This window comes from Aporhodopirellula rubra (assembly GCF_014192335.1).
In the GTDB taxonomy this organism is placed as follows: domain Bacteria; phylum Planctomycetota; class Planctomycetia; order Pirellulales; family Pirellulaceae; genus Rhodopirellula; species Rhodopirellula rubra.
This window is the reverse complement of sequence record NZ_JACHXU010000005.1, coordinates 113,242-131,443: the sequence shown is the minus strand read 5'-3', so window position 1 is coordinate 131,443 and position 18,202 is coordinate 113,242. Positions and strand designations below refer to the sequence as shown.

General features: G+C 55.1%; 13 protein-coding genes. 8 read left to right on the top strand and 5 right to left on the bottom strand.

The genetic code is table 11. The annotated features are described in order from the left end of the window. The first annotated feature begins 2 nt into the window (after positions 1–2). On the top strand, positions 3–2,624 hold the full coding sequence (locus tag FHS27_RS08570) for a LamG-like jellyroll fold domain-containing protein (RefSeq protein WP_184304167.1): 2,622 nt from the start codon (positions 3–5) through the stop codon (positions 2,622–2,624). Positions 2,625–2,814: 190 nt separating this feature from the next. Beyond that, the gene (locus FHS27_RS08565; RefSeq protein ID WP_184304165.1) at positions 2,815–6,111 is read left to right on the top strand and encodes an FAD-dependent oxidoreductase; all 3,297 of its coding nucleotides are present in this window, start codon (positions 2,815–2,817) and stop codon (positions 6,109–6,111) included. 63 nt (positions 6,112–6,174) lie between these two features. On the opposite strand, the gene FHS27_RS08560 is transcribed toward FHS27_RS08565, so the two are convergent. Then, on the bottom strand, positions 6,175–8,319 hold the full coding sequence (locus FHS27_RS08560; RefSeq protein WP_246419304.1) for a sialate O-acetylesterase: 2,145 nt from the start codon (positions 8,317–8,319) through the stop codon (positions 6,175–6,177). Positions 8,320–8,704: 385 nt separating this feature from the next. On the opposite strand from FHS27_RS08560, the gene FHS27_RS08555 reads away from it, so the two are divergent. Beyond that, positions 8,705–9,526, top strand: a complete 822-nt coding sequence (locus FHS27_RS08555) for a hypothetical protein (protein WP_184304161.1) — start codon at positions 8,705–8,707, stop codon at positions 9,524–9,526. 7 nt (positions 9,527–9,533) lie between these two features. Here FHS27_RS08555 and FHS27_RS08550 read toward each other — a convergent pair whose 3' ends face one another. Beyond that, the gene (locus tag FHS27_RS08550) at positions 9,534–10,475 is read right to left on the bottom strand and encodes a hypothetical protein (protein WP_184304159.1); all 942 of its coding nucleotides are present in this window, start codon (positions 10,473–10,475) and stop codon (positions 9,534–9,536) included. A gap of 94 nt (positions 10,476–10,569) precedes the next feature. Further along, complete coding sequence (locus FHS27_RS08545; protein WP_184304157.1) at positions 10,570–11,133, bottom strand: type 1 glutamine amidotransferase domain-containing protein; 564 nt, start codon at positions 11,131–11,133, stop codon at positions 10,570–10,572. Positions 11,134–11,290: 157 nt separating this feature from the next. Here FHS27_RS08545 and tatC point away from each other — a divergent pair, with 157 nt between their 5' ends. Continuing rightward, entirely contained in the window at positions 11,291–12,463 is a 1,173-nt protein-coding gene (gene tatC / locus FHS27_RS08540) for a twin-arginine translocase subunit TatC (protein ID WP_184304155.1), read from the top strand. A gap of 14 nt (positions 12,464–12,477) precedes the next feature. Beyond that, positions 12,478–12,951, top strand: a complete 474-nt coding sequence (locus tag FHS27_RS08535; RefSeq protein WP_184304153.1) for a hypothetical protein — start codon at positions 12,478–12,480, stop codon at positions 12,949–12,951. Between the two features lie 139 nt (positions 12,952–13,090). Here the strand turns inward: FHS27_RS08535 and FHS27_RS08530 are convergent, their stop codons facing one another. Next, positions 13,091–13,777 carry an NYN domain-containing protein gene (locus FHS27_RS08530; protein WP_184304151.1) on the bottom strand — a complete coding sequence of 229 codons (687 nt, stop codon included), beginning with the start codon at positions 13,775–13,777 and terminating at the stop codon, positions 13,091–13,093. Between the two features lie 102 nt (positions 13,778–13,879). Here FHS27_RS08530 and FHS27_RS08525 point away from each other — a divergent pair, with 102 nt between their 5' ends. Both FHS27_RS08525 and FHS27_RS08520 read left to right on the top strand, forming a co-directional pair. Further along, entirely contained in the window at positions 13,880–14,170 is a 291-nt protein-coding gene (locus tag FHS27_RS08525; protein WP_009093957.1) for a hypothetical protein, read from the top strand. Next, positions 14,163–14,813 carry a hypothetical protein gene (locus FHS27_RS08520; RefSeq protein WP_184304149.1) on the top strand — a complete coding sequence of 217 codons (651 nt, stop codon included), beginning with the start codon at positions 14,163–14,165 and terminating at the stop codon, positions 14,811–14,813. The genes FHS27_RS08525 and FHS27_RS08520 overlap by 8 nt, the downstream gene beginning before the upstream one ends. Before the next feature lie 106 nt (positions 14,814–14,919). Here FHS27_RS08520 and FHS27_RS08515 read toward each other — a convergent pair whose 3' ends face one another. Further along, positions 14,920–16,152, bottom strand: a complete 1,233-nt coding sequence (locus FHS27_RS08515) for a hypothetical protein (protein ID WP_184304147.1) — start codon at positions 16,150–16,152, stop codon at positions 14,920–14,922. A gap of 621 nt (positions 16,153–16,773) precedes the next feature. Between FHS27_RS08515 and rho the strand changes: the two genes are divergently transcribed. Then, positions 16,774–18,189 carry a transcription termination factor Rho gene (rho, locus tag FHS27_RS08510; RefSeq protein ID WP_184304145.1) on the top strand — a complete coding sequence of 472 codons (1,416 nt, stop codon included), beginning with the start codon at positions 16,774–16,776 and terminating at the stop codon, positions 18,187–18,189. Positions 18,190–18,202 lie beyond the last annotated feature (13 nt).

The window sequence follows — 18,202 nt, the reverse complement described above, 5'->3', positions numbered from 1 at the left end:
AGATGGATATTGATCGACTTGCAAGACTGCTCGACCTCTACCTCGACGAAGGGCTCGATTCGGAGACGAAACGCGAATTGGAAGAGATGCTGCTCGCAAATCCGAAGGCTCGAGAGTTTTTCTGGCAGCGTGCCGAACTAAATGCTCATTTGCGTCAGCACGGGCAGGAGGCCTGGGGCGTTAAAGTGTTGGGGCAGGACGGCGAAGGTGGAGACAAGTTGCCGACGGTGTCGGAGTCGCGTCAGGCCAAACCGATATTGAAATGGATTGTCGCTGGGCTCGCGGCAAGTTTGATGTTGGCGATGGTCGGAAGTTGGATTCTGCGTGATGGCGGACGCGTTGGCACGCGTGATCAGGTCGCACTGAATTCTTCCGACATGAACGCGTCCAATGAGAGTTCTCTCGATGGAGGGCAATCGTCGTCGGTGGATGATGAGCGTCCTGTCGACGGACTGCGTGACGTTTGGGTCGCTGTGCTGAGGAAAGCAGTTGACGTCGAATGGAAGAATCCATTGAACGCACCGAGCGTGGGAGAGCCGATGAAAGCTCGGCGAATTCAGTTTGAAAACGGCTTGATTGAAATTCAGACCAACCGCGGCGCTCGGATTGTTCTGAAGGGTCCGGCCGATTTAGAAGTGATCAGCGATATGGAAATACGCTGTGAGAAAGGCCGGCTGAGCGTCGATGTTCCACCGCCGGCGCAAGGGTTCCTCGTGCACACGCCTTTGGTGAAAGTCGTTGATCGTGGGACGGCATTTGCGATGGATGTCCGTGGCGACACGACGGCGGAAGTCCACGTCATCGATGGGCTGGTGGAGTTAAGTTCTCAAGTGGTTGACTTGCCGATGCGAGAGCTTCGCGAAGGGGAAGCAGTCGGCGTCGCGACAGACGGTATCTTCAATAACATTCCCGCGGCCTCGGAATCATTCCCTTCGACAGCCGAGATCAACTCAAGAACGCGGGCTGTTATCAATGAAATGCGTCAATCGTGGAAGCAACGTCGTAAGGCCATTTCCAATGACCCCTCGTGTCTCGTTTATTTTGACTTTGAAAGAACGAACGACGGGCTGAGAGGGAATCAGGATACGATTGTCCGCAATCACGCTCGCGATGCAGAAGGTAACGGGAATGGAATTATCGTAGGCTGCGATTGGACGAGTGGGCGTTGGACGGGCAAGCGTGCGTTGGATTTCAAAAATGTTTCCGATCGAGTGCTGTTTTCGGTCGACGGGGAGCACGAATCTTTGACTTGCATCACTTCCATCCGTGTCGGGTCGATTGACCGAACGTTCAGTTCACTGCTGATGTCGGGCGATGCGGTAGAAGGCGAGTTGCAGTGGAAAATTTCGCGAACAGGCGCTGATAATCCGATGGGGCGATTGCGATTGGCGCGTCGTTCGGCCGAGTGGGATAATTCGGTGAGCGATTTCTTAAGCGACCCGGTCATCGGTCCTCAACGCCTGGGAACATGGATGCAACTAGCGTTTGTATGGGACGGAATCAATCGAACGTGCAGTCAGTACATTGACGGGGAGTTGGTCAGTCACGACTTCATTCAAACATTGCCTGATTCTTCTTTTCTGAGAACGGGCCAGTTGGAGTTGGGTAACTGGACGCCTCGCGGCAGCGACGAGGTGATGTCACCGGTGCGTAATTTCAATGGCCGGATGGATGAGTTCGTGATGTTCAACCGGGCATTTTCTCAATCGGAAGTTCTCGCTTTCCATGATCTGAAAGCAGCGTATTGGAAGGGGCAGAAGGCCAACAACTGGAGTGACCCGAGCAATTGGTTCGCAGGTGTCGTGCCAACGCGGTCTGACGACGTTTACATCGATGCATCGGACGAGCAAAAAGCCGTTTTCGACAGTGGCGCGACTGAGGTTCTCAGCAGGGTCATCGTTGGATCGAAGACAGGTCGGTTTGGAGAATTGGAAATCTCCGGAGGAAGTCTGTTTGCAACCCGAAATTCCGACCGTCATACCCGCGTTGGGGTTGCAGGTGGAGTTGGGATCGTGACGCAAAGCGGTGGAGAGGTCGACCTCAACACACTTCAAATCGGTCTCGATCCGTCGTCGCAGGGGACCTACCAGTTGAGTGGTGGGAACCTCCTGTTGTCCCGCGGTGTCAGTGCTACGATGAGTAGCCTGGAAATTGGTCCTCAGCTTGGACGTGGCCTCTTGGAAATATCAGGCGGGACGCTGATGACGCGTCGCGGTGTGACTCTCGGCCGAGACGGCGGCACGGGCGTGTTCTTTGTCCGCGGGTCGAAAGCATCGCGGATTGACATCGGATCGTTCCGAGACTTCGACGGCTTTTGGGTACAGAATACCGGAAGCACTCTCAAGGTGCGCGTCGACGACGAAGGCGTTTCTCAAATTCGTGTGCATGAAACGACTGCCGACGACGGAGCCAATGTTCACTTTTCCAATGGTGCGTTGCTCGATGTTGGATTTGAGGCAACACCGAGTGCCGGAGAATGGGACATCCTGAAATGGGATGGTGATTTAGTCGATGAAGGCTTGCAGTTTGCTTCTCACGTCGACACCGATGTTTGGAGTTTCAGCTTCGTTGACACCGATTCGTCGGGGAGTCCCGATACGCTGCGTATCACGGCGCAGCCTTAAGTCAATTCTTTGAGCAAAGCCTTCTGCGAATCGAGCGTCATTATGACGGATCGAATTCGCCCCGTTTTGCCTGTAGCGATCCGAGCAATCTAAGCGTTTGTTGCGTGGCGAGGGCTCGTTCTGTTTCTAGCACGCGAGGGTTCCCTGCGCGTTTTGCTGTTTCGTTTACCTGCATATTCTGATCAACCATATGATTTGTTCGTTGGAGGCTCGTTCTGCTTTGGGGCGATTTCTTTGGATTCGCTATCTCGCTATCGTGGCGTGCGGTCTCGGTTTCTCGACGCAATCTCAGGTCGGGCAGGCTGTGGGAGCCGAGCGAAATAAGACGACCGTTGTTTGTTTTGGCGACAGTATTACGCGACGTGGGTTCCCTGAGATTTTGGGACGGTTGTTAGGGGTGAAGGCGATGAATGCTGGCGTTGCTGGTCATACATCGCAGGAAGGGCTTCGCCGAATGAATCGGGATGTGATCGAGAAGAATCCCGATGTGGTGGTGATTTTCTTTGGGACCAACGATATCCGTGTGGACAGTAAGAAACATGTCCCGGTGAGTGACTATGCGGCGAATCTTCGAACGATGATCGAAAAGTGTCGCTCTCATGACAGTCGTGTCGTTATCTGTACTTTGCCTCCTATTGATCACGCGGCCTATTTCAAACGTCACGAGAAGGCGACGTTCGATCAGGTCGGCGGGTTAGCAAAGTTGATGACGGAATATCGAGCGACCGCGATGGAAGTTGCTCGCGATGCGAAGGTTCCCGTCGTTGATCTGAATTCGTTGCTCCCGTTGGAGCCGATTTGGATGTCGCCTGACGGGGTGCATCCACGCGAGCAAGGCAGCGCGATCATTGCAAAACATGTGGCCTCAGCGGTTCGGCCTCTCCTGCTGAACCATGGTCGAAAACCAGAGCATGAAGAGGGTGCAACCCATGCCGATGTTGTGGTGTATGGCGGAACGAGTGCTGGCGTGATCGCGTCCGTGCAAGTCGCTCGTATGAATCGATCGGTTGTGCTTTTGGAACCTGGGAAGTATATCGGTGGGATGACATCAGGCGGTTTAGGGGCGACCGACATTGGTAACAAGGATGTGATCGGTGGGCTCAGTCGAGAGTTTTACCGTCGTGTGGCGGAGCACTACGCGGACGATTCCGCGTGGGTTCATGAAACACGAGAGGAGTTTTTCTCGCTTCGGTCAAAGCGAACCACGCTCCAGGAAGTGAGCGGGCCAGGTGCAACGATGTGGACATTCGAGCCTCATGTTGCGGACAAAATTTTCGGAGAGCTATTGCAAGAATCGGGTGTTGAGGTGCAACGCGAGCAACGTATTGAACGTGTCACGATGGACGCGACAAGGATACTTTCGCTGCAGACGGATGCTGGCGAAACTTATCACGCCAAGATGTTTATCGATGCTACCTACGAAGGCGATTTGATGGCGATGGCGGGTGTGAGTTATCGCGTTGGTCGCGAGGCCAACTCGGAGTACGACGAGACACTCAACGGCATCCGTGATCGAACGCCTAAGAATCAGATTTACGATAGTGTTGATCCGTACGTCATTCCTGGCGACCGGTCGAGTGGATTGATTCCGTTGGTTCAAAACGGGGATGGTGGAACGCCCGGGGAAGCCGATCATCGAGTGCAGGCGTACAACTTTCGTCTCTGTTTTACCAACGTTGCTGCGAACCGGCGGGAGTTGTTGCCCCCGGATGACTACGATCCCGGACGCTATGAGTTGGCGGCCCGGCGGGTTGAAAGAATCGTTGCGAAGGGCATGGAGCCAAAGATGAAGAACTTCTGCAATCCAGTCTGGATGCCCAACTTCAAAACGGACATCAATAACTCGCAGGGCATTTCGACGGACTTCATCGGCGGAAACTACGAATACCCTGATGCTGATTACGCCACGCGGGAGAAAATTTGGCAAACGCATGAGAATTACGTTCGTGGTTTCTGGTATTTCATGTCGACGAGTCCGCGTGTGCAAGAAAGCCTGCGATCGCAATTTCGAGCATTCGGTCCGTGTCGTGATGAGTTCTTGGACACGCAGGGGTTTTCGAATCAGTTGTATGTGCGTGAGGCACGGCGAATGAAATCAGACTACGTGATGACCGAGCACAACTGTCGCGGCAACGTTGTCGCCAACGACTCGGTTGGTATGGCGGCGTACGGGATGGATTCACACAACTGCCAACGCATCGTTCAAGGCGGGGCGGCGCGAAACGAAGGTGATGTTCAAGAACACGGATTGCGACCGTATCCGATCTCCTATCGGAGCATTGTTCCGAAGGCGGATGAGTGTGAGAACTTGCTGGTCCCCGTTTGCGTTTCGGCGACGCACATCGCGTTTGGATCCATCCGGATGGAACCGGTATTTATGGTTCTCGGTCAATCGGCAGCGGTCGCGGCCGTCTCGGCCATCGACGCAGATGTCTCGGTGCAGCAAGTCTACTATTCCGATCTACGAGAACTGCTGTGGGCGAGTGGGCAAGTCCTCACTCGGGGCAGCGATACGAAGAAACACACGATTCAGACGTCTGTCTATCGTGATGTTGAGTGGAGCAATCGTGATGGCGACAACGATTGGAACAACCAAAAAAACTGGACTGTGAACTCGCTTCCGAGCAGCCAGGACTCTGCGTTCATCAATCTCACTGGCGACAACAAGGTGAAATACGGGCAAGGAGTTTCGCCCAACCTCAACGCGATCTATGTCGGATCCGAATTTGGCAGGGCGGGGGAACTGGAGATCACGGGAGGGAGACTCGAGGCAACGGCACGATCGACACGGCACACACGCGTGGGGCTTTCCGGTGGGCACGGCACGGTCGAACAGAGTGGTGGCGACGTGACGCTCAATTCGTTGCAGATCGGTTTGGATGCTCAGTCAAAAGGCATTTTTCGTCTCAGCGGAGGAAAGCTGAGGCTGAAACGATCTGTCAAGCCGACGCTCGGTAGTCTTGATATTGGGAATACCAATTATGAGGGCACCGCCGAGTTCGTCATCTCAGGAGGCGGGTTGGAGACTCAATCGGGAGTCACACTGGGGCATGCCGATGGAGAGGGACGCTTTACGGTCGACGGTTCAGGCCCGGCGTTGATTGAGATTGGTTCGCACAATCGTGGGGCTGGGTTTTGGCACCAGAACTCGATCAGCACGCTGAAACTAATCGTTGATCAGCGAGGTATCGGATCGATTAAGGTGAACGCGTATCGTGGCGAGGGAGGAGACGTCACGTTCGAGAAAAACGCGTTCCTCGAACCGGGTTTTCACGGCACGATTCGGTCGGGATCGTGGGACGTGATGAGTTGGGCGGGAACGCTCATCGATCACGGATTGCGTTTGGCATCTGGCGTTGATTCCGACGTTTGGGCATTCGAGTTTGTGGATACCGATGCGTCGGGAACTGAGGACACGCTTCGGATCACGGCACGCGTCAAGCACACGCTGCCTGAAGACAGCATTACTCGTTTGATCGCGGACTGAAGGTCCGGTCGCATCGACACCATATCGGATGGTGCCGAGCGACGGAACATGAAAAGACGATGTCTACTTCGTTCGCACGTAGACTCGCAATCGTTTGCTGTCGTAGGAACTCGCGTTGCCCGTGAAGGTCCAGTCGCGAGTGTCGCCGTTGCTGTTTCCGATTCCGATATCGGCCTTGTTACCTGCGTTCCATTTATTGATTGCGAAGAGAGTCTGTTTCGCTCCAAAGTTATGGACCTGCATGCTTCCGTATCCATCGACAGGGGCGCTTGGTGCGTCGCCGGTATCGTAGAGTTGGTTACTGGCTCCTTTTATCTTGGAGTCATTGGAGGGGCCGTAGTTGTTCGGCCAAAACTCAATATTGCCGGTTTCGAGTCCGGTGCCGGTCGTGATGCCATCGACGTTTGAGTAAATGTCGAGTGATCCGACGCTGCATTGAAAGTGAGCACCGGAAGCGAACGTTGGGATACCGATCTTTTCGACTTCATTGGTGAATGCGTCCATCGATACAAACAGTGTGCGTTGGGCTCCATCGTCGCTCGCCAATTCGAGCAGATAGCCGATTCGATCGAATGATTCGATCGAGTCGCTGTTGTCGACATCGTAGTGGATGTCTTCGCCGAGTTTGGAAAGGTCGAGGTCGTAGACGATTTCGTAGCCGTCGCCGATCGGAAGAGTGTCAACGAATGCGGGGACTTCACCACCGCGTGTCGCGCCGACTGGAAGTCCCGTGCTGCCCATCAAATTGGGTTCGGCTAGCTTGTGCCACGCGAATCGAAACGCGACGGGGGTATCTACTTTATCCGATGAGAGTAACACGGCATCGCCATCGATTGTCGCGGTCGCGGTTTGGAAGCCAGCGGATCCAGGACCGATGATCTCGAAGTGGGTTGGTGCTTTCGCGTCGCGTGTCTTGAGTCCACCGGCGGTGTTGTTGAAGACGACTTTCAATTGACGACCGACTACTTCCAGCGATTCAAACTCGGGGCTGTTCGCAACGAGTTCAGATCGACCGTAATCGTTCTTGAGAGCGAGCATTGCGAGACGTTTGCCGACCTCCTGTTTGCCTGGAGGATGGATGTCGCCGATTGTTGCGATGTCATTAATCACGACCATGCCGGTGTGGTCGACTTCTTCTTGAACAGCGGCTTGGGCTTCCCAGAAACGAGCAAGGATTGCGGGGTCTTCGTTTCCATATTGGTACGGAGCAATTTGGACGTAATAGAATGGGAAATCGCCTTGTTGCCAACGTTCACGCCAACCGCCAATCAGGGCTTTTTTCTTTTCCGTGTACAGCATCCCTTCACCGTGATTGGATTCGCCTTGGTACCAAATGGCTCCGCGGATCGGGAAACCCAGAACAGGATGAATCATTCCATTGAACAGCATCGTGGGATCTTGATGGCTGGTGAACGGTGTCAGTTCGGATGGGTAGGTCGGATTAGGATTCAGTACGTCTTCCGATCGCAGGGATTGTTTGGCGTCATCAATCCACATTTGAGTCGCGCTAATGTGAGCGGACAGTTTTGAATTGTAAGCATCGGTGCCGGGAGTGCGACCGACGATCGATTGGTAGATGTCTTGCAAGGCGTCGACTCGTTGGAATCCGACTGGTGGCGTCCACGGTTCGACTCGCGTTCCGCCCCAGGAGGAATTAACCAAGCCGATTGGAACGTTCAGTTCTTGAAACAGTTCTCGCGCCATGAAGTAGCCGCATGCAGTGAATCGTCCGGCGGTCTCGGGCGAACAAACCTGCCATTGGGCGGGCACATCGTTTCGCGCTCGGAACTCAGGTGTCTTGGGAATCGCGATGTGGCGAATCAGCGGATAGTTGGCCGCTGCGATCTCCGCGTCTGCATTGCTGGACCGTGCGACGGTCCATTCCATGTTGGATTGTCCCGAGCAGAGCCAGACTTCGCCAACGAGAACATCACTGACTTCGACGGTGTTGTTTCCTTGGACGATAAGAGATTGTGGTTCCGCGTTGGCATCGACGGCGGGTAATTCGACTTGCCAACGCCCCGATTCATCGGGTTGTGTGGTGGCAGAATTTTCACCGAAGCGAACGTTCACTGATTCACCGGGGGCGGCCCAGCCCCAGATGCGAAGTTTCTGTTGTTGTTGCAGGACCATGTGGTCGCTGAAAACACTGGGCAAACGAACGTCAGCAAACGCGACCGACACGCATGACGCAGAGAGAAAAGCCATCGCTAGTTGGAAGCAAAGGGGCCGGAATCGTAGATGTGTCATAGCAATTGGGGGTGGAAGGAAGGTAGGTGGGGCGGACGGTGTGATCGTCCGGATGGGGTCGCAGTATAGAGGATTCAAAGCGGGATAGGGTGTGTGGCGATGACGAGTTCGCAATTGCTCCGACTGCGTTTCCAGGTTTTGCTCGACGCGGTGGAATCAACGCGGAATGGGAAAAATCACTGTGTTCGCGGCCGCTGCGATGAAAAGCGACATTTGACGACACCAGAAAACGGGAGTCAAAAAAATTTCGATCCGTTGCAATGGTGACCTATGTTTCCGACGGGGGGCACCCTCCCCTGCGATAGCCACCCCGACCTTATTGCCTCCAATTTGCACGACCAAAATGAATGAATCCAACCTCCAGGCTGTCCAAGAATCGCTTTCAACGGCAGCAATTCCTATCGCACTTCTCGTACTTGTTTTATGCGTTGGCTCCTTTTTAGTGGCGGGCTATTCCATGAAGTTTGCCCTGTTGGTCGCGGGTGTGGGACGGTTCGGGTTTTGGAAATCGATCGGTGTTGTGCTGGTCACCGGGCTGATGAGCATGTTCGTTACTTTCTCGATCGTATTCGCGATGCCCGGTGAACCGGTCGCGGGGTTGATCGCGGGTGTGGCATCGATCGGCTCCTATGCGGTCATCGTTTCGTTGGTTGGTCAGTGTGGGATTGGTCGCGGTTTGATGACGTATTTTTTGAACGGGATATTCAACCTTGTCGGAACGGTGCCGTTGGCCACGGTGCTGTTTTTGGGAGGTTTTGCGATCGCGAAGACGAGCGACCTCGACCAAATTGACTTTGAGAGTCTGCGAAAAGATTTGGCAATGGCGCAAGGGAACCTGCCCGTCGGTGAAGAAGGCGAAGGATTGGAGAACGCCTTTGGAGGATTCGACATCACCCAAGTTTCAGGCACCGGGTTCGATGACGGTTTTGCCATTGCCGGCGATGCTCAACCGGCCAGTCTCCCGAAACAGTTGCCGAGTTTGGTGCCCGCGGACGATTCATCCAACGGGATCTTCAACAGCTTTTTCAAGGAAGAGAAATCAAGTCCGTATCCGGTTCCAGCGGCGAGCGGATGCAGGAGCGGTTGTTCAAAAAACAATCCATCGCTGCCGAAGAAATCTGAGCCAGTGACGAGCGGGTTGCAGTCGAACCCGTTCGCGAAATGACCGCAGCCTAATTTTCGATCTGCAAGAAGGCGACGATATGTTGATCGTCGACGAGATGTTCAGGGTCACGCATCATTTGTCGGCCGAGCCCGAATGTCGGTTCACTTTCGGTCGATTGAACGACCGGTGCGATGACCAAGGTTGCACCAGGGCGAGTCGTCCAGGAGAGGTCGAACTCGGCTAACTCCCAGCGATCGCGGCCTGCCTGAATCCGAACAGCGGTATCACTGCTGACAAATTTTTGACGCACGGCACCGTGATGAATTTCGGGGCGGATTTCGAGTTTCGATTGGCCTCGCCTCGATCCTGTTTCTGCCGTAACGGCGAGCAGGAATTGCGGGGAGTGTAAATCTCGACCCGTTAATCCGGTATTCTGCCGCAGCAGAACGGTGTGTGAACCTTCCAAGGCGGGCGCGAGCGGCAATTCATGTCGTCGCGATGGCCGCAACGGGATGATTTCTCGGCCGTCAGATTGAGAGCCCAATACCTCAGCGCCCGCGAGGAGCTCGTTGATCGGGTCACGCATTTTGCCATCGGATTGTGCGTCTCCTTCGGGAGCGTCTTCGATCGAATTGAGAAGACCGATCCGGAGGCCGTTTGCCATCCAGGCCTTTCGAACGCGAGCATCGAAGGCGGTTTCGTCAATGTATTGCCACATCGTTTCGCCTAGAGCGGACGAAGGGATGTGCCGAAATTCCACCGCTAAAGAGATCGTGTCGCGTGACTGATGTGTCAGCGTGGAAACCGAATGATGCGACGTGACGGCGGAATTATTGCCTGTTTTGGAATTATCATCGGTGGAATCAAGCAGATTGACCGATTCGGTCCACACGCCGGCATTCCAGATCGCGCAGCCGGGAACGGCGAGCAGGATTGCGAGCGTCACGAACGCGGAGATTCGGAAGAGCGATCGTTGCCGATTCTGCCTCTCGATTTTCGCGGTTTTCATCGTGGGGGCTTCGTGATTCGCAACGACGGAATGTATGTAGACCGGAAATACCGGGATTGACCAACGTCCCTATACGAATTCGCGATGCCGCGTGTCAACGTCCGGCGGCGATCAAGGCCAGGAATTGGCGACAAAAATCAGGCAAATCGTCCGGTCGACGACTTGAGACGTGATGTCCGTCCACCACCACGGCGGCGTCTTCAAAGATCGCTCCGGCATTGACCAAATCATCCTTGATGCCCGGTGAACCGGTGACTCGGACGCCGCGATAGACGCCTGCGGAGATGGGGATCCATCCACCGTGGCAAATTGCGGCGATCGGCTTTTTCGCAGCGTCAAACTCTTGAACTAACCTCAGGACATCGGGGTCACGGCGAAGCTTGTCTGGCATAAAACCGCCGGGGACGAGCAGTGCGTCGAACTCATCACTCTTCATTTCTGAGATGGCGGCGTCGCTTTCGCACGGATAACCGAGTTTTCCTTGGTAGGTCTTTGCCGCTGCGGGGCCTGCCACCACGACCTCTGCGCCGGCCTCGATCAAGCGGAAACGGGGATACCAGAGCTCTAAATCCTCATAAATCTCGCCAACAAAGGCGAGCACACGGCATCCGGCGAGCGTGATCGGGGAAACGTGATCGGTGTTCGGCAGTGGTTTCATCGGATTGTTTTTGATTCGCAAAGAGATCGTGCGGCTTTGATGGGAACAGTTAAACTAGTAGATTCGTTAGACAACGATCTAGGTGAGCGATTCAGAAATTTCACGTTTCGTTCCCTGACGCCCTCCCTCCCCTCCCCTTTTTTCGACAAAGACCGCTGTGGACGCCCTGGCTCGCCCGAAAGACGATCTGTTTGACAACTCCACGATGACTGTGGGGGAACACCTCGAGGAACTCCGTGGAGCGTTGGTAAAGGCGATCATATGGCTCGCCATCGGATTAGCGTTCGGGCTGCTGGTCGCCAACCGGGTGGTGCGATACGTCCAAGAACCGCTCAAGCAGGCGATCATTAAGTACAACGCGGACCGGGACCTCGTCTTGATGGGGATTTCGAATACGGATGACCCGGATACGCAGAAGTTCCACCGCTTTCTGACACAAAATGCCCTGGTGGCCGAATTGGTGTACGCGCTTCCCACGCCCCTGTCGCCCTCGGCGGCGGAAGCTTTGCTGGGAACTGACGTTGAGCCGGCCGATGAAAAAGTGTCGGGGAAAAAAGAGACCGAGACGCCCAGCAAGACGAGCGATAAACCGACACCCGACCCCGAGAAGGAGTCAGCGCCGGGCGGAGTTGATGTCCTCGACGGTACTCAGCGGATTCATACGGCGGATTTGATCGCAGCGATCGGAGCGGTTCCAGATCCCAATGCGATGGTTCCGACAGTTCAGTTCCGGCGGAGCGAACGAGGCGTCAGCTCGTTGAAAGTCGAAGAGACTTTCATGATTTGGGTGAAGGCCGGCCTGATCGTCGGAGCAGTGTTGGCGTCTCCGATGATTTTTTACCATTTGTGGAGTTTTGTGGCGGCGGGACTGCATTCGCATGAGCGACGGTATGTGTACGTTTATCTGCCGTTCAGTGTGGTGTTGTTTGTTTCGGGGGTTTCGCTGGCGTTCTTCCTGGTGTTGCAATACGTTTTGAGTTTCTTGCTCGCGTTCAACAGCAGCATGGACGTCGCCATCGAACCACGGTTGTCTTACTACGTGAACTTCGTTTTGATGTTGCCGCTGGGCTTCGGAATCGCATTTCAGTTGCCGTTGGTGATGTTGTTCCTGCAACGCATCGATCTGATTCAAACGAATGATTACATCAGCAGTTGGCGGATTGCGACGTTGGTGATCTTTGTCATTTCCATGGTGGTTACGCCGGCGGACGTGACGAGTATGGTCGCGTTGGCGATTCCATTGATGCTGTTGTATTTCCTCGGAATTGGGTTGTGTCTCTACATGCCGCGCGGACGCGGTTTGGGCAGTGGTGCATACGACCCCGCGTAAACGGATTTGAAAAGATGGCACACCGTATCCGACTGCGGAAACCCTGGACTCGACTCGATCACTCGTCTGCGGCGCCAGTAACCTCTGCGTCGTCGATGGGACCGAACGAAGAGAACACGAGTCAGGTCGACGTGCCGGATCTTTCCGGTGACGATGCGGGATCGCTCGATGGCTCTTCATCGTCTGGCGAGATTGCTGAGACGATTGTCCAGCGTGTTAGCTACGTCCGACGATTCAATCGTCCCAGCGGAATTGAATCGGGGGAACGCGTTGAATTGGAACTGGGCGAGGTGACAGGTCGCTTGGAGGACGTGCGAGTGAATTCGCAGTCTCTCTTTGATGATGCGGACCACCACGTGAAGTCAATGAGATTCGATGTGACGGATCGGTTGTCAAATCACAATGAACTCGAAATTCAAATTCACGGCGACGGATTGTTGCCAAGACTCACGGGGGCGGTGAACCTCTGGATTGTGACACCGGAATAGTTTTCCGTTGAGGTCCATTGGGTGCACCGAGTGTTGAGCCTCGTCGAGGTACATGCCGTCATGCAGCACTTCGCGGAAACGCAGGACCTCGTCACGGCATCAATTTTCTGATTTGATCGAGGCTCAACCGAAAGAACGTTTACTTCTGATGTCGGCGAATCATCTCGTCGAGTGCCTCGTCGCTGATCAGGTTTTTGATTTCATCGTCGATAGGATCTCGTTCTCGGTTGCTTTGCGGTGTGTTTCGAGGGAGTTCGGTCGAGGGGATTTGGGTAGGTGGCGATGATGTGGCGTTCCGTTTGGGTTTGGGGTATCGCTGCAGCAGGGTGTGGCCGTCGAGCAGCCGATCGAGCCAAATGTCTGAGTCATAGGCTCCCGCTCGTCGGCGGCGCGCGGCGGCCTGGACGCGATGATCCGATGACACCACGGTCAGGCTCTTGGGGTTGGGGTGGTCGCCGATGATACGTTCGAGCAGGTCGTCCGCTTCGGTGTGTTCGACCGCGAATTGCACGTCGATTCCGTGATAGTCGTAGCGGCTGGGCAGATTGTTCGGTGCGTCTTTGGCGTCAAAGATGACGGTCGTGCGAAGTCGAACGATTTCGTCGAGATGCTCAACGAGTCGATCGAGCAATCGTTGGCGTTCGATCGCGAGCCAATCATTTGTTCCGCCTCGCCCCGGCGCAGCAACAGGCGCGATGACGTTGTATCCGTCGATCAGCAGGACGACCGACATGCCGCGCGGACTCCAGGGCGAATAAGTGTTGCGAACGAGCGTTGTGGTGAAACCGCCATAATAACAGCAATCCAAAGAATCGTGACAAAGCATCTTCGTAATGCGAAATTGGGGAGCGTTGCACTGCGGTGACGATGAGAATCGTGTGTGTGAAGCAGTCGACCACCGCCCGTCATGTTTGCTGGAACTCTCAAAATGGAAATGAATCGCAACCGCTACTTTCTGATCGGAGTGCTGTTGGTATTGCTGGGGTCACAGTTTCGCATGATCGATTCGTTCGTTTTGAATGAACCGACAACGCGGGCTCTGGCGAACATGTCTCGCAACGCCACGCCAACGCCGAGTGATTCGTTTAGCACTTTCTTGATGCAGGTGCATCCGAAGCCGACCAAACGGGTGCATCCACCGCGTTGGTTGGGGCTGGCAATGATTGCAGTCGGCAGTGTCGTCAGTCTCCATGCACTGGCGATTCCTCGCAATGGTTAAGTCCAAGACTCTACGGCGTCTCGTCCTCGCGGCGAGTATCGTGACGGGCGGTGTGGCAGTGGGAACGTTTGCCTGCACCAGGACAGCAATGGCGCAATTCGCGGGCGCCGTGGAATCCTCGCGTGGGGATTCGCTGCGCGGGGAACGCGAAACCGACGGCGAACGCAAACCCCCGACCAAACGTGCGATTCAGATCGTTCTTCGAGAGGGAACGTTTGTCGGTCCGCTGCGAGGTCGGTTTGTCGTTCGTGGGCAACGATGGAGTTTTTTGGTTGAATCCCAAACCCGGTCGACTGAGCTGGGTAAGTCAGAATGGGTCGAGGGTGGGATCGCTCGTGAGATTCTTCCCGATCAGGACACTCTGCTGGGACGACATCGAAATGCGAATCCGGCTGATACCGATGGAGAAGCCGTCGCACCTGGGCTCGGCCAACCCAGCGCTGAAATGTCACGTGCGGTTGTGACAGCACCGGCATTTGATTCGATGGTCGTCATCGAGAACTTGATGCTCGATCGAATTTCCCGGGCGATTGAAGAGGACCCGGAAGACGACTACTGGATGATCACCGCGACGGTAACCGAATTTCAAGATGAGAACCGTCTGTTGTTGTTGACGGCGAAGCGAGCGAGAAGCAATCGCTGATCGGTGGAATGGTTTTTCCGAAACCGATTGTATTCTGTTCTAAATCGAGTCTCCATCGTCCGACCCATTTCGTGGTCGGACGATGGATTTCCTCCGCCCAATATTCTTAACGATTCAGTTCGATACCGAACGTGTAGCCGACGGCGACGTAGTGTTGATTTCGGTCGCCGGTGTCGATCGTTGGCTGCAAGAGCCCACCGGTTTGCTCGGTCAAGTTTCGGCTCGAACGCCACACGCCGGTTGCCAGGTCGATCAACTGCATACCACAGCGTACGTTAATCATCTTGGTGAGTTGGTAACCGATCTCTGCACGAGCGTCGAAGCCGATCATGAACTCTTCGTTCTCGAGGAACTGTGCCGCGTTGGTCACGGTGATGTTCGAGAGAACGTCGGATCCAGTGGTGTTGCCGTCGTAGACAACCGTGGTTTCACGTCGTTGGCTGCGGTAGCATTGCAAGTTGATACCGGTGAAGCCGCGGAACTCTGCTGAGTAGCAAAAACGCTCTTGATACTTGAAGTAGCGGAAGCCGGCTTGCAAGGTGTAAATGTTGTTCTCGATTTCGGCAATGCTTTGTTCGAGGATTTCAGTGTTCTCAAACTCGACGCCGAGCAGTGGAACGACATACGGAGAGGTACCGAAACCGACACCGTCCTGGAGTGGTCGATTGAGTACGCTTAGCGAGCCGGAGTCGTCCGCAGTGATAACACGCAGGCCGAGCATCGGTTCGAGAATACCGCCATAATGGTACGGTTCCATACGCCAAGTTTTGCTCAACTCATAGCTACGCATGCTCATGTCATTGAGAGTCAAACCGACCTCATAGAATCGCCGCGAATAGCCGATGACGTTACCGTCTTCGGGGAACACGGGAAGGCCGAAGCGGTTATCGCCGAGTGCAAAGGCGGGCTCTCCGTCCAAATCCTCATCGTTAATCCGGTTGAGAGCATCGACTCGCAAACCGTCCCGGCCGACCGCCGAGTTTTCGAGGAAGGTGAACAGCATACCCGTGTCTTCATCGGGACGCATGTAGCCGATTTCGTAACGGTGACCACCGCCAGCGTCGAGCTTGTTGCTGTCGTTGATGTCGTCTATCTGTTCGGGCCGTGATCCATAAAGATGGATCCGGTCGTACGTAGAGAACCACCCGGTATGAGCCCGCTTTTTAGGCTTCATGTCCAGGATGTCCGCATCATAGATCGGCTCGAACCAATTAAAATCTGGATCAAACGCGAACGGGTCTGCGGGCGGCAGATCGTGATCTTTCGCCGATGCGTTGACGCCTCCGGTTATCAATACCAGCAACATCGCCAATTTCGTCGTCAGCTTCCGTACCGACATCGTTATTCCACCGTCATGCTAGGAGTTGCTGCCAGCGCCCTGAGAATCAACCACGATCGACTCGCTAACGTCCAAAACGTCAACGGATCTAACGAGTTCGAATCTTCCCCGCGTGGCTGCGGGTCGCTTGAATCTGCCCGAATCTCCGTGTCCACCACGGATGGTGTCGTATGGATATCGGGTTGTACCGGTAGTATCGGTCGCAAGGTCGGCTCAGGCTTAGTCGGATTACGCGATGAAACGGCAAATCCGCCAAAAACCTTAGAAGCCGGATCCTCGAGTTGGGTTTCCTATCTTCTCATATCGGCGGATTTTTCCGCACAAACGGCGTCCTTTGCCAATCAGACACCATCGAATCCCCCCCAAGGGCGTAACAGCATCCTCTCCGGTGACAATCAAGAATCAAGGCTGACAATAGAGTACCAGTTGGCTACACTAGGAGTTTGTTCAGCGCATCGTTCCATAGGGAGCGGCTGAACCCCTCCTCGACTCCTCGTGTCTTATCTAAACGAGACGTCGACAGACTCCTCTCTTCTCACCCCTCCCCGACCGGTTCTCCTTATCATGGAACCCCCCACCCCGCCAAGGTCGGCGCGCGACTCTCGTCGTGGGCCTCGCCGCATGCGCCACCCTGACCAAGCTGTCGATCAGCGCGTTCGTGAACTCGATGCCGAACGCGATCCGTTGTCGCTGCCCGAAGAAATTGTCAGCGAGGTTACGAAAGCCGGAGGTCGTGTTGGGATCCCGCATCCCGATGAAAACGAGTCCCCGATCAATCTCGTGCAATTGCAGCAGATGTCCCATCCGGATCTGCTCGTCCTCGCCGAACGAGAAGGTCTGCAGGACATCGGAGGCCTCGCTCGCCAGGAACTGGTGTTTCGCTTGATCAAAGCGAAGATGAGTGCCAACGGATTGATGTACGGTGAAGGCACACTCGAAATCCTGCCCGACGGGTTCGGGTTCTTGCGAAGTGCGCAGTACCACTACCTTTCGTGCCCTGACGATATCTACGTCTCACCGAGTCAAATTCGTCGGTTCGGGCTGCATACCGGAAGTCACGTCGCCGGGCAAATTCGTCCGCCCAAAGAGAACGAACGTTACTTCGCTTTGCTGCGCATTGAAGCGATCAACCACCACGAACCGTCGCGTCGTGGACGTCAAGTTCCGTTCGACGAACTCACGCCGCTGCATCCTCGCACGCGAATCGTGATGGAGCATTCGGCGAAGGAGATGAGCACGCGCGTCGTTGATCTGTTCACCCCGATCGGTTTCGGGCAACGCGGTCTGATCGTGAGCCCGCCGCGCGCGGGAAAAACGATCCTGATGCAGCAACTCGCCCACGGCGTGTTGGCCAATTATCCGGAGGCGTACGTCTTCGTATTGCTGATCGACGAGCGGCCTGAAGAAGTTACCGAGATGGAGCGTGAAATCAAATCGCACCAGTGTGAGGTGATCAGTAGCACGTTCGATGAGCCACCGGCCCGGCATATCCAGGTCGCGCAAATGGTGGTCGAGAAAGCAAAGCGGATGGTCGAATCGGGAACCGATGTCGTCATCTTTTTGGATTCGATCACGCGCCTCGCTCGAGCCTTTAACAGCGATACCGAATCGGCCACTGGCAAGATTCTGACCGGAGGACTCGACGCCGGTGCGATGCAGAAACCGAAAGCGATCTTTGGTTCGGCGCGCAAGGTAGAAGAGGGAGGTTCGTTGACGATCCTCGCGACCGCCTTGGTCGATACCGGCAGTCGCATGGACGACGTGATCTTTGAGGAGTTCAAAGGTACCGGAAACTTGGAAATCGTTCTCGATCAAGACCTCGTGCAACGACGCGTTTGGCCAGCGATCGACCTGTCTCGCAGCGGCACTCGTCGGGAGGAGATCTTGTTCGACGATGAAGAGTATCGCCGGATTCAAACGTTGCGGCGTTCGCTCGCGGAGTTGTCGCCGACCGATGCGATGACGACGCTGACGAAGAAACTCGCCACGACGCAGAACAACGTCGAGTTCCTGATGAGCATCCCTCCGGACGCTTAGTCGCCGACAACGT